This window comes from Oceaniferula flava (assembly GCF_016811075.1).
In the GTDB taxonomy this organism is placed as follows: domain Bacteria; phylum Verrucomicrobiota; class Verrucomicrobiia; order Verrucomicrobiales; family Akkermansiaceae; genus Oceaniferula; species Oceaniferula flava.
Window position 1 is genome coordinate 180,040 of the sequence record NZ_JAFBGL010000008.1, and the last position, 12,974, is coordinate 193,013.

The following is a 12,974-nucleotide window of genomic DNA, read 5'->3' on the forward strand; positions in this document are numbered from 1 at the left end:
CAGAACAATCACGAGACCGCGACAAACCATCATGACCCACCGAAACCTTTTTCTAACGCTCAGCCTGTGCACTGGACTCTTGGGAACCACCCACGGCGACGAGCAATCACCTGCCGGCGAGGAGGCCAAGAAACCTTCCATCTATGGCACCATCACCGAGAGCACGCCGTCGATTCCCGAGTATTTCTCATGGATCAACAACACCAACGAGGGAGCTACCGAAGCCCAAACCATCACCAATCTGGAGTTCTTCAAATGGCTGCACGATGAATACGGCATGCAGCTCGGCATCTACGCGTGGGATGCGGGCAATATCGACAGTGCCCAGTATTACGGCAGCATGGACACCGAGAAGTTCAAAACGCAGTTCCCCAATGGCTGGAGCGGCATCGCAGACCTGGCGAAGTCCTTTTCGTGTCGTATGGGTCTCTGGGGCGGGCCGGATGGTTTCGGTGATACGCCCGAGGAAGAACAAGCACGTATCGACCTCTTAGTCAGCCTCTGCCGCGACTACGAACTTCAGCTGTTCAAATTTGATGCCGTCGGCACCCAGCTGCGCACCGAAAAGCAGGACGCCTTTGCCAAGGCGATGATGGAGTGCCGCAAGTATGCGCCGGATCTCGTGGTGCTGAACCACCGCCTCAACCTCGGCCATGCCAAACCCCACGCCACCACCTTCCTCTGGGGTGGACAGGAAACCTACATCGATGTGCATATCAAAAACACCATCACCGCGCCCCACAATCGCGCCGGTGCGATGTCGCGCGGGCTTCCTCCGGAGCTAAAACGCCTCACCGAGGACCACGGTGTCTGCATTTCCTCCTGCTTGGATAACTGGGAAGACGACCTCATCCTCCAAGCTTTCAACCGGAATCTGATTCTCGCTCCGCAAATTTATGGCAACCCGTGGCTGCTGCGCGACGATGAGTTGGCAAAAATGAGCCGCATTTTCAACCTCCACTACCGCAGCCGCGACATCCTGGTGAAGGGCATGGTTTTGCCCGAGGAACATTACGGCCCTCATGCGGTCGCCCGCGGCGATGGCGCTACCCGTTACTTGGCACTGCGCAACCTGACATGGCAGCCCGTGAAGTATCAGATCACCTTGAACGAGGAAATTGGCCTGACCGAAAAAGGCAGCGTCGAAGTCAGACGTTATCACCCGTCCGAGAGCATTCTCGGCGAGTTCGATTACGGCAAAACCATCGAAGTCGAGGTGCAGCCGTTCAGATCCTACCTGCTGATGGCCAGTGCCAAAGATGTCGGTGAGATCGGTGTGACCGGTGCCGACTACGAAGTGGTGCGCGACACCGCAGACAAACCAGCCATCGTGAAAGTCCTCGGCCTGCCGGGCAGCACCGCGAAGGTGTCCTTGAAAACTGGTGACCGCCAATTCACCAAGGCCTTTCTCAACGACCAGCCGATCAACAGTCTCCTGAACGGCGACGCTGAGATCAAGTTCCCGGGTGAACCCGTCGCCCTGCCTGCTCACAAAAAGCTGGCCGACCTGAAACCGGTCGCCGTGCCAGCCGATGCCGAGCAGCTCTATGAAGCCATTTGCTACACCGCCGAGAACAATGCGCTGGAAGTCCAGTCGCTGAAGCGCTCCGGAGTCACCCAGGTGCCTCAGGTGCAAAAAGCACGCGATGCCTTCTTCGAGCAAGAACTATTCTGGCGCCGTGGCATTTGGGACAAATACATGTTCGATGGCAAGCTGGATACCTTCTTCAGCACCCTCCACTACGGTCGCGACAAACGTCTCGACGGCGGTGCCCTGCGCATCGATTTCGGACAGGTGGAAACGGTCGACAGCATCACCATGCAGTCGCTCTGGCAGAGTGATAAGAAAGAGCAACCCGCCACCACCCTCACCGCCGAGGTTTCACAAGATCTGAAGACTTGGAAAACGGTCACCTTCACCAGAACGGAGAAATCCGGAGACAAGATCAAGGTGGCTAACATTGGCAAAAACGGTGGCACCTCCACACTTTTCGATACCGATGTCTACACCTGGAAGCTGGCGCTGGAAGCTCCGCAAAGCTTCCGCTACATGCGTGTGTTCAGCGCACCGGATCGCGTGGCCGAGATGAACGTCGCCCATGGAGGAAAGGCCTTGGACAGCTCAAACTGGCACGTCACCCACCTCTTTGCGCCCTTCTCCGCCGCCAAGCCCATCGCGGCCTGGGAAGCTCAGGTGGAGATCGAAAGCAATGCCGCCGAAGGTAGCTACATCTGCGTAGGTATCGAAGGTGTGCACGGTCAGAACAAAGCCTTTGCCGCACTCCGCGTCGATGGCCAGTGGGTCGGAGCGCCTCAGCGCGCCCCCTCATTCCCCTGTGTCGCCTGGGAATACCCGGTCGGCCGTCACAACAAGAACAACACCTACTTCTTCCCTGTGACCGACGACCTGCGCGGCAAAAAAGTGGAGGTCGTGGTTCTCAGCCTGACCGGTGGCGGCACCGATCTGAAACCGCACGCTTGGGTCACCACCCACCAAGCACCACGCGAGGCTGTGATCTTGCGTTTGGAAAAGTAAACATCGAATACGCCGGGTCTGATGGGTGTCAATCGATCAGACTCGGAAAAGCCCCAGCGTCGGAAGCTCGCAAGATTTTCTTTTCCTGCTGCGTATCGACCTGACACCGGACAATCATTCAGTCGCCCAGGCTGAATGATTTTCTGCTTCTACACCTCATCACCATCTTCCATGCATCCGTTTTTCAAAAGCCTACTGATCACGTGCCACGCCGCGGCACTCTGTCTGAGCGCAGCCCGGGCAGAACAGCCGAACTTCATCATCATCCTCAGCGACGACCAAGGCTACAACGACCTAGGCTGTTTTGGCTCGCCTAACATCAAGACCCCGAACATCGACCAGATGGCGAAGGAAGGTCGCAAGTTCACCTCCTTCTACGTGCCGAGCCCTGTTTGCTCGCCATCGCGTGCCGGCTTATTGACCGGCTGCTACCCGAAACGCATCGGCATGGAGAAACATGTGCTTTTCCCCAAAGACAACAAAGGCCTGCACCCTGAGGAAGTCACCATCGCAGACATGCTGAAGGCCCGAGGTTACGCCACTGCTTGCATCGGTAAATGGCACGTTGGCCACCGCAAACCCTTCCTCCCTACTAATCAAGGATTCGATTCCTACTACGGCATTCCCTACTCCAACGACATGGTCCATCCGGACAACAAGGGGAAATACCGAGGGTCTCAAGACAAGCTGTGGCTCAATCAGGACGAAATGGTCAAACTCTGGAACACACCACTGATGCAGGATGAAGAAATCATCGAACTCCCGGTGAACCAACGCACGATCACCCGGCGATACACCGACAAAGCGATCGAATTCATCACCGCGAACAAGGAAAAGCCCTTCTTCCTCTACCTGCCTCACAGCATGCCTCATATCCCCCTCTTCGTGCCGGAGGATGCCTACGATCCAGATCCGAAAAATGCTTACAAAGCAGTGATCGAACACATCGATGCTGAAGTCGGTCGCGTGGTCGACACCGTGAAACAACTCGGTCTCAGTGAGAATACCTACATCATTTACACCTCCGACAACGGCCCTTGGCTGTGGTTCAAAAACCATGGAGGCAAGGCAGATCCCCTGCGCGAAGGCAAAGGCACCACCTACGAAGGTGGTCAGCGCGTTCCCTGCGTGATGTGGGCCCCGGGCCGCATCCCCGCCGGCACGGAAACGGATGCCATTGCCAGCACTATCGATCTGTTACCGACCCTGGCCCAACTGACCGGATCCCCTGCGAAAACACGGGGCGAGATCGACGGCACCGACATCTCCCCCTTACTGCTCGGCACCGAGAAGTCGGTGCGCGATGAGTTCCTCTTCTACACCAGCAACGGCAAGTTGGAAGGTTTGCGCCAGGGCGACTGGAAACTTCTGATGAAAAAAGGCAAGGCCGAGCTATTCAACCTCGCCAAGGACATCGGCGAGCAGCAGAACCAAGCCAAAGAGATGCCGGAAAAGGTTTCCCATCTGCTGAACCGCATGCGCAAACTGGACGAGCAAATCAACCATCAGATCCGCCCCCAAGGGAAGATCGCTGGCTGAGTCATCCTTGAAAGATCTATCCATCATCCACGGTAATTTTCCACCATGAAACTCATTCTCCGCACTCTTGTTTTCACCGTCTTTTCGGCAGCGACAGCCTTCGCGGCGGCTCCACAAAAACCCAACATCGTGTTCATCATCACCGATGATCTCGGCTACGGAGACATCTCCAGCTACGGGCAGAAAAACTTCACCACACCGAACATCGACAAGCTGGCCGAGACCGGCATGCGTTTCACCCGTCACTACTCCGGCGCCACCGTCTGTTCGCCATCGCGCTGCTCGCTGATGACCGGTCGTGACGGAGGTCACTGCTCGGTTCGCGGCAATGGCCCCTTCACCATCTTGCCGGAAGAAACCACCGTGGCCGAAGTCGCCAAGGCCGCCGGCTACCACACCGCGATGATTGGGAAATCCTGCGTCACCGGCAACACCCAAACGCCCGAGGTGGTGCTCTCTAACGGATTCGATTACTTTTACGGCACCACCGACCACCGCGACGGCCACTTCCGCTACCCGAAGTTTGTCTACCGCAACACCGAGCGCATCGAATTTCCCGAAAACAAGCTGCACAGCGGCACGCACTACGATGGCAATCTCTACACCGAGGAAGCGCTGAAATACATCGCCAAGCAAAGCCCGGACCAACCGTTCCTGCTGATGCTCTCCTACCCGATGCCCCATGCCTCCACCCTGGCACCGGAAAAAGACCGCGCAGAAGCCCGCGCTTTGGTCAAAAACGAAGTTGCCCACCATGGCAAGCATTACACCAAAACTCCCGAGGTGAAGGCCAACTACATCGCCATGATCACCATCATGGACAAGGCCGTGGGAGCCATCGTCAAGCAGCTGGAATCCCAACAGCTTCTGGAGAACACCCTGGTCATCTTCACCAGCGATAACGGACCGTCGTTCGAAGGTGGCATGAAACCACAGCTTCTCGATTCCAATGGCCCGCTGCGCGGCGGCAAGCGCGATCTCTACGAGGGCGGCGTGCGCGTCCCCTTCATCGCCTCCTGGCCCGCCGCCATCAAAGCGGGTCAGACCACCGACCACACCTCCGCCTTCTGGGACTTCCTCCCCACCGTCTGCGAACTGACCAAGCAGCCGGTGCCTGCCGACATCCAAGGCGTCTCCTTCGTCCCCACCCTGACCGGTGACAAACCACAGGCCGCCCACAAGTCACTTTACTGGGAGTTCCACGAAAAAGGTGGCCGTCGCGCCATCATGAAGGGCGACTGGAAACTGGTGCAGTATCAGCTGAAAAACCCCGCAAAAACCACCACCCAGCTGTTCAACCTCGCCAAGGACATCGGTGAGCAAAAAGACCTTTCCAAAGCGCACCCGGAAAAGCTTTCCGAGCTCATGAAGCTGATGGAAAAAGCCCGCGTGCCCAGCAAAACCTTCCCAATGGAAGCGCTGGACAAATAAACGCTGCAGTCGCCCCCTCCAAAGACAGGGTAGCCATGCCCGCAGAACGCGCTAACTTGTTGTTCCATGATCATGCACCACGGAACATCGTCTCGCTGGCTCGGCCTCACAGCAGCCGTGGCGATGGCTTATCCCCTGCTGGCTGGAGCGCAAGAAAGCAAGGACTCGCCCGACCCGGCCACGCTGCGCATCAGCGATGGCAGCCAGTTTGAGCCCAAGGATTTCTATCCGAAATTCAGCTGGGAGCGCACGCCGCGCTACTTCATGTTTGGCGATAAAAACCGTCTACTCAAGCCCGCCCAAGTGCGCTTCATTGCCGAACGCAGCGATTTTGTCTGCATTGAAAAATCGCACGGGCTGAAACAGCTCGGAGCCGCTGAGCTAGGGGCCAAACACGAGGCGACGGCACTGAAAAAGGTCAACCCCGATATCAAGGTGTTGTTTTACTTCAACGCCGCCTACGCCTGGACCTACACCTCCTACAACCAGGACTTCACCGAAGCCGGCCTGAAGAAGAACCCCGCGCTGAAAAAGTTCCTGCTCACCCACCCAAAGACCGGCGAACTGGCCGATCGCTACGGGGCCTACTGCTACGATGTGCTGAACCCGGAGTTCCGCGACTGGTGGGTGAAAACCGTGGCCAAGGGAGTGCGCGAGACAGGCTGCGACGGCGCCTTCATCGATCAAATGCACGGCTCGGTCGGTCTGCGTAAGGACCGCAAGGATGAGGTGGAGCAAGCCATGGGCACGATGATGGCCGACCTCAAAAAAGCCCTCGGTCCCGACCGCATCCTCCTCGCAAACAACGCCTACAATCCCGACGCCAAACACGTCTATCCGGTGAGCGATGCCATCATGTTTGAGAACTACGCCACGGTCAAATCCAGCAAAGAAAGCCTGCTTGCGGAATGGGGCCACATGCTGCAACACGCCAAGGATGGTAAGATTTCAGTCTTCCGACTGGGAGTGGATGGCACCGGCCGTAAGAACCTGAAACCCAACATGCCGGAGCTTTCCAAGGAAAAGGCCGAGTTTGCCCTCGCCTGTTATCTCATCGGCGCCCAGCCCTATTCGTATTTCATGTACAGTTGGGGATGGAAACTCGGCACCGGCACCCTGATCGATTATCCGGAATTCAACAAACCCCTCGGCCCGCCCAAGGGAGCCTACCAGCGGAGCACCCCTCATGGCTGGGAGTTCACCCGCGAGTTCGAACACGCCAGTGTCTGGGTGAATACCGACACCCGAAAGGCCAAGATCACTTGGAAGTGAGATTCTCGGGCACTCTTCTGAGCGCTCAGATATCACCTTTTTCTAACAGAGAAGATTGATCAAAAACATCCAACCGTTTCACGCCGATAGGATGACGTCAGATCATGCCGTTCCAGCTTCTCGATCTCCGCACAGCTTATCGCCCTTTTGTTTATTGATAGACAGGACTGCGATCATCAGTAAGCTATTGTGTGATGAATCATCAACCGCCTGTTTGGACTTTTCTCCCCGGATTACACGGCTCTTCGGAGCTGTTCGCCGGCGTTCAAGCGATGGTCCCTTCCGGCGTGGACTCCGAGTGGGTCGAACTCCCAAGCGCAGGCGATCAGCATTATGCACAGCTCAGCCAATGGCTCGACGAGCATCTGGCCTCCGGCCGACCTCGCCTGCTCATCGCGGAGTCGTTCAGTGCCCCCATCGCACTGCGGCTGGCAGCGAGTCGACCGGAAGAAATCTGCGGCATCGTCCTGGCGGCGGGTTTTTGTGACGCCCCGGTGAACCCCGGCATCGCCCTCCTGCCACTGCGCCCCCTGTTCATGGTGAAACCACCGAAGGCGGCGCTACGTCACTACCTCATCGGCGATGACGCCGGAGAAGAACAAGTCAGCGCCTTGCGCTCCGTGATCAAGAAACTCCCCTCAAGCACTCTGGCCGACCGAGTTCGCACCGTCTTGGAGCTTCAGGAAAGGGATAACCCGGGCATCCCTGAGATTCCGATGATGCTGCTTCAGGCGCAGAGCGATAACTTGGTGCCTTGGGAGGCGCAGCAGCGCTTGGAAGCCTGCTACCCTCACGCTCACGTGCACTGGATCGAGTCGCCACACCTGATCCTGCAACGTCATCCGAAACAATGCATGCAGCACATCCGCGACTTTGCTGAGTCGATCTCCCAAGCGCCGGAAACCACTGCACTGACATAGACCGGCAGCGATTTTAAGAGATCAACTTGGCCGACACCTTACGGGCTTCGATTTCCCACTCGGCATCGTGGTAGCCCACCAATAGGCACTGGTAAACATACTCAACCATGAACCTCCAGATGGATCCCACCTGCTGATACTGCCACACATGCACCAGCTCATGAGCGATCAAGGCTGGGCTCGGCTGGCTCTCGTGAGTGACGTAAATCCCCTGCCCCAGCGTAATTCCGGCGACGTTGCTGATCCAATGAACGCCGCAGCGTCGTGCCAGCTTCATCACGGGAAAGAGCGGATTCGGCACGCGCTCCACTTCGCAGATGAAAATGCCCCCGGGCCTCTTCAACCCTAGAGCCTGAGCCAACGCCAATTCTCGAGCATTGAGCTGGCGACCGCTACGTCTGATCCTTCTTTGGTGCCAAGCCGCCCAAGGACTGGCAAAACACGCTGCGAGAACCGCCATCACCCAATAGAGCAGACGTTTCATCACAGCGAAGGAATGGTATGAGCTCGCCTAGACCTCTTCGCCCCAGCTCCAGCTGATTGGCACTTTGATATCTGGATGAAGACTTTCATAAACTGGGCAGCTCAGAGCCGAGCTCTCGAGCATTTTCCGGTCGGGGTGATTGCCAGGCAGTGGCATTTCAATCGCCACTTCAAGCTTCACAATTCTGCGAGGCGTGTCGGTGGACATGTGTTTACCCACTGTGATTTTCATCCCGCTGATATCGATGTTTTTGCGCTGGCTGACAATGCCCATGATGGTTCCCATGCAGCTACCGAGAGCTGTGGCGACCAGATCAGTAGGCGAAAAAGATTCGCCCCGACCGTTGTTATCGACGGGTGCGTCCGTGGATACTTGCGTGCCGGAAGGTCCGTGGGTGCTGGAACAGTGGAGCTCGCCCTCGTAAATGGTAGTGATTTCAATCATAGTCTTGGATAGTTGTTATATAGAAAAGGTTGGAAATTGGAAAAAAGCTTACTCGTCGGGATCTGACGACTCCTCTTCCTCGTCGAGTTCGAAGGGATCCAGAAATTCATCGTCGATGCTGGAAGTCAGCAGCTTCACTTTCTTGGCAATAACGACCCGGAAGCCGTAGAGGTTGCTGATTTTACTCGGTCTCACGGTATTGCGCTGGGTCACGTAGAGATCTTTCTGTTTGTAGCTGTTCCAGCCACCGCCACGGAGCACACCGTATTTGCCCTTACCATCGTAATCATCGGAGACCCACTCGTGGGCATTGCCAGCGAGATCGTAGATACCCAGCTCGTTCGGCGGGAAGGAGCCCACCGGAGATGTTTTTTCAAAACCATCATCGTAGGACAGCAAGGTGCGGTCACGGCTGACGTTCGCGGCTTGCGCAGCCGTTTTATCGGCGAGGTTGCCCACCTTCTCATCAGCCGTCTCCGGTGGCCAGGCAGTGCCCCAGGGGAAAATCCGCTCCGGACGAAACTCACGCTCCGCTGGTAGTTGATCCGGCTTTTCCTCCAGCCCCACGAGATGACTCCACTCCGCATCGGTGAGGAGTCGGTATTCTTCACCGGTCGAGATTCGCTCCTCCTTGCGCTCACGTTCGGTCAGCCATTTACAGAATGCTATGGCATCATCACGGGAGACTTGTAAAACAGGATGCATCGGCCCTTGCTGGAAACCTGCTGCCGGAGGACGCTTGGCTTTGGTTTCGTTCAAATAGATTTGGTAATCGGCGATCCGGGTTTCCCAGATCGACACCAGTAAATCTTCACCGACAGGCACAAATTTCATTCCCAGACTGTTAGTCCACTCATGGCCGAAGACGATGCTGTTATTGCGCTGCATATTGACCACCACCTTTTGGTTGCCACCTTCCTTCAAGTTCATTTTCTTGGTCACCCTGCGGTAGCCCTCTAGACTTAAATTTAACTCGAGAGGTCCGGGTTTCACACGAACGCGCGAACGCGGGGTGATACCTCGGTATTCTCCGTCGATCTGTAGAATCGCGCCCTCCGGTTCGGTGTGGATTTCCAGGTGGGCAAAGGGGATATTTTTCACCAGACATTGGAACGGACGAAGCCCTTCGTTTTTCAACTTCTCCGTCATCGCCGGGGAGCTGAAGCTTTTACTCACTAAGGGCGAGATGTATTGCACCTCGTTGAGATAGCCTTCGGTCGAGGCTTTTTCGCTCTGCCAACGGCAGTAGGCTTCGGCAGCCTCAGGTTTGACCACCACCACCCGGCGCTTCACACCGCTCTCGCTGTGTTCGATTGTCTGAGAGCGGTATTTTTTTTTGGTATCCTGTTCGAAACGACGCCATTGATAAGCCCTAACAAATCCCGTGCTGATGTGGTATCCGTCCATCGGCTGGTAGTGGATACCCATATTGTCCACCCACTCCTGGCCCTCCACCGGAGGGGAGTAAATTGACATCACGTGCTCGACGATTTTTGTCTCTCCAGCCTCCACGGTGCCTTCTTTCCGCTCGGTCCGATAACCTTCAAGACGGAATTCAAACTCATAGCGCTGGCCAGCCACCATGCGGATGTTCTTCAGCGGGGTGATATCGAGAAAGTTGCCCTCGCTATCGTAGACCTCAGCGCCTTCCGGATCGCTGATGACTTTGACAAATCCGTATTCGATCTTCTTCTCAACCGGGTCTTCAACCACAACATCAGGCACCGGATTCAGCCACGGCAGCTGAGCTCGGAAAATCCATGCGAGTAAAGCCAGACAGGCAAGAGCTGGGATGACGGTGAACATGACGCCGCTTCGCCGCCGTCGCACGCGTTTCCCCCTCTGAAGTCGACGCAATGAAAGCGCCAGTGCGGCTGCGGTCTTAATCGTGCGCTTTGAGACTCGGGGTTCACAGATATCGCAGATAATTTGATTCAGCGTCAGCCAGCGTTTGCGATTGGCCGATTCCGGAAGTTCGTCCGGAAGTTCAGGAAACTGGAGCCGGTCCTTGCCGGTGGCCATTTCATACATCACCTTGCCCAGACCGTAGACATCCGCCTGCGCAGACCCAGGTCCTTCCGGAGGCACAAAGCCCTCGGTGCCGACAAAGGTCCTTTGCCCACGTGCGGCGACCAGACCGATATCGGCCAGCTTCGCCTTGCCATCCACAAAGATGATATTCGATGGCTTGATGTCTCGGTGAGCCAGCCCCTTTTCATGCAAATGCTGCAGGGCTTCGGCCAGGGAAAGACCGACTTCGATGACAAAGTCAGGGTCGAGCGGTTTTCCGTCCGCCTTTTTCATATCCGTGCGCAAATTGCGCGGCGAATACTCGACGGCATTGATGTCACTGCCGGTGCGAATATCATCGCCCAGCTCCATCACATAGTAATAAAAGCCCCCTTCCTGATTGCTACGACCAACATGCAGGATGTTCACCAGGCCGGCGTGATCGCGCGACATGGGTTCATATTTGAGGATCCCCTCGAACTCGCGCTCGAATCCGCGTTCGTCCTCGAAGTCCTCTCGCCGGACCACCTTGACGGCACGCATCGCCCCGGTGACGCCTCGCGCCAGCCACACCTCGCCGTAGGAGCCACCGCCAATCTTGCGCAGCACCTCGTGATCCGGGATCACCGGCTCTGGACTCACTCTACCCCGCATCTTCGTTCAACTTCGCCAGTTCCTTTTTAAGGATTTTACCGACTCGATGCTTCGCTAAATAAACCTGCGACATGCTAACACCGAGATGGTCTTGCACCTTACCGGCGTCCCACTCGCGAATCACGTAGCAATCAAAAATCTGATACTGCTTCGGAGAAACCTGGGCCTTCACCTTGGCCAGTGCCGCATCGGCGAGGTTTTTCTTCCACTCCACATCCCAGAGCCGCTCGAGCGTGCCACTTTGAGGATCCTCCAGTTGATCGATGATCGAAGTCTTGCGACCGTCATCATCCCACTCGCTGACACTCATCGCAGTGTCTTTTTTGCGTTTGCGGAACTGATCGTTGATCCGCCAGCGCGTCATGTTCATCAGCCAAGATTTGAACGACCCCTTCTCCGGATCATACATGTTCTTCTTACTTTGCTTGGCAATCGAGAGAATGGTCTCTTGGACAACGTCAAACGCTTCGTCCGACCGCAGCCCAGCCTTCAAGCCCACTGCATAAATCAGCTTCCAGTAAGTTTTGTAAAATTCGTCCCAGGTGCGCTGGTCCTCCCAATTATCCAATCTGGCAATCAAGCTCTTCCTGGTGTGCGCGTAGGCCGCCTCCAGGTTTTTTGCATCCTTGTCTGCCACTTCCTCTGCTTTGTCTGCCATTGTGATTATTCTATACCATAGGTTTTCCAACCTTCCATCAGCAAATACCTCCAGTTCTGCACCAAGCTTACATTTTTCCGATAATCAGGAAATACGAAGCAGATGAAAAGCCATTTACAAAAACCCTCAAAGCAGAGTATTCTGCTACTTAACATTTCAATAAAAACATGAATAAACTATTTTATTTGTAATTTATGAAAATGTAGTCTGTTCTCCCCGACAGCAACCCACGCTTCCCTATCCCCACCCTTATACCACTCAAAACTATGCATTCAGGCGATCAAATTAACCCGGCCGAGCAGGTCGAGAGGATCCGCGAAATCCTCGTCGGCCGCGACATCGAGGTCTTGAATAAACGCATTGAAGACCTCGAGGCACAGGTCACCAAGCAATCGAACAACAACACGCGGGAACTTGCCGAGAAGATCCGAAAGACGGAGGAAAACGTCACCGCCTCCCAGAAAAATATCCAATCCATTACCGGACATATCCGCGAGCAACTGCTACGCGAGGCCAGCACTCGCAGTGAGCAAATTCGCGATTTGGCGAAAAAAATCGACAATTCCACCCAGCGCATGGAGCAGTCGTCCAAGGAGTTTCTCAGCTTCGAAAGCTCCCACAACCAAGACATCTCCAAGCAGATAGAAAGCTTGAGTTCGGAAATGGCGGCCCGCATCGATGCCCACTCACGCCAGATCATGGAGCACATGCACCGCGAAATCCAACAGTGGAAAAACCGCATGGACGGTCAGCTGTCCGCGCTCTCGGAAGAAAAGCTCGATCGCGACGAACTCACCACCCGTTTAGCACGGATTGCCAGCGCGGCCATGGGCGACGCCGTGCCACCAAGTCGCCCCCCAGCGAAAAGTGAATCTACTCCAGGTATGGGAGGGACAATTGGCAGCTCTCTGGGCAGCAGCACCGCCCCGACGTCCGAGGACAAACCCAACCTCAGCAGCCTCGATGTCTTCGCCATGCCCACCGATGATTACACCACCTAGTGGCCCTGAAAGTATCGTAGCCCGC

Annotated in this window: 10 protein-coding genes; 6 read left to right on the top strand and 4 right to left on the bottom strand. The window is 56.0% G+C overall.

Annotation, left to right across the window (positions count from 1 at the left end):
* The first annotated feature begins 31 nt into the window (after nucleotides 1-31).
* From JO972_RS12855 to JO972_RS12875, 5 genes are all read left to right on the top strand, one after another.
* A complete protein-coding gene (locus JO972_RS12855) occupies nucleotides 32-2,536 on the top strand; it encodes a discoidin domain-containing protein (RefSeq protein ID WP_309490469.1) in 2,505 nt (834 codons plus the stop codon).
* 171 nt (nucleotides 2,537-2,707) lie between these two features.
* Entirely contained in the window at nucleotides 2,708-4,075 is a 1,368-nt protein-coding gene (locus tag JO972_RS12860; RefSeq protein ID WP_309490470.1) for a sulfatase family protein, read from the top strand.
* 45 nt (nucleotides 4,076-4,120) lie between these two features.
* The gene (locus tag JO972_RS12865; RefSeq protein ID WP_309490471.1) at nucleotides 4,121-5,506 is read left to right on the top strand and encodes an arylsulfatase; all 1,386 of its coding nucleotides are present in this window, start codon (nucleotides 4,121-4,123) and stop codon (nucleotides 5,504-5,506) included.
* 72 nt (nucleotides 5,507-5,578) lie between these two features.
* Nucleotides 5,579-6,778, top strand: coding sequence for a putative glycoside hydrolase (locus tag JO972_RS12870; protein WP_309490472.1), 1,200 nt, complete (start codon nucleotides 5,579-5,581; stop codon nucleotides 6,776-6,778).
* A gap of 194 nt (nucleotides 6,779-6,972) precedes the next feature.
* Nucleotides 6,973-7,698, top strand: a complete 726-nt coding sequence (locus tag JO972_RS12875; RefSeq protein ID WP_309490473.1) for an alpha/beta fold hydrolase — start codon at nucleotides 6,973-6,975, stop codon at nucleotides 7,696-7,698.
* 13 nt (nucleotides 7,699-7,711) lie between these two features.
* Here JO972_RS12875 and JO972_RS12880 read toward each other — a convergent pair whose 3' ends face one another.
* The 4 genes from JO972_RS12880 to JO972_RS12895 all read right to left on the bottom strand — a co-directional run bounded on the left by JO972_RS12880 (nucleotide 7,712) and on the right by JO972_RS12895 (nucleotide 11,948).
* Nucleotides 7,712-7,999 (bottom strand): eCIS core domain-containing protein, encoded by a 288-nt coding sequence (locus tag JO972_RS12880; protein WP_309490474.1) that lies wholly within the window; start codon nucleotides 7,997-7,999, stop codon nucleotides 7,712-7,714.
* A gap of 210 nt (nucleotides 8,000-8,209) precedes the next feature.
* Complete coding sequence (locus JO972_RS12885; protein ID WP_309490475.1) at nucleotides 8,210-8,626, bottom strand: OsmC family protein; 417 nt, start codon at nucleotides 8,624-8,626, stop codon at nucleotides 8,210-8,212.
* 48 nt (nucleotides 8,627-8,674) lie between these two features.
* The gene (locus JO972_RS12890) at nucleotides 8,675-11,263 is read right to left on the bottom strand and encodes a bifunctional serine/threonine-protein kinase/formylglycine-generating enzyme family protein (RefSeq protein WP_309490476.1); all 2,589 of its coding nucleotides are present in this window, start codon (nucleotides 11,261-11,263) and stop codon (nucleotides 8,675-8,677) included.
* A 16-nt stretch (nucleotides 11,264-11,279) separates the two neighbouring features.
* Nucleotides 11,280-11,948, bottom strand: coding sequence for a sigma-70 family RNA polymerase sigma factor (locus tag JO972_RS12895; protein ID WP_309490477.1), 669 nt, complete (start codon nucleotides 11,946-11,948; stop codon nucleotides 11,280-11,282).
* A 266-nt stretch (nucleotides 11,949-12,214) separates the two neighbouring features.
* Between JO972_RS12895 and JO972_RS12900 the strand changes: the two genes are divergently transcribed.
* Nucleotides 12,215-12,949, top strand: coding sequence for a hypothetical protein (locus tag JO972_RS12900; RefSeq protein WP_309490478.1), 735 nt, complete (start codon nucleotides 12,215-12,217; stop codon nucleotides 12,947-12,949).
* Nucleotides 12,950-12,974: the final 25 nt, after the last annotated feature.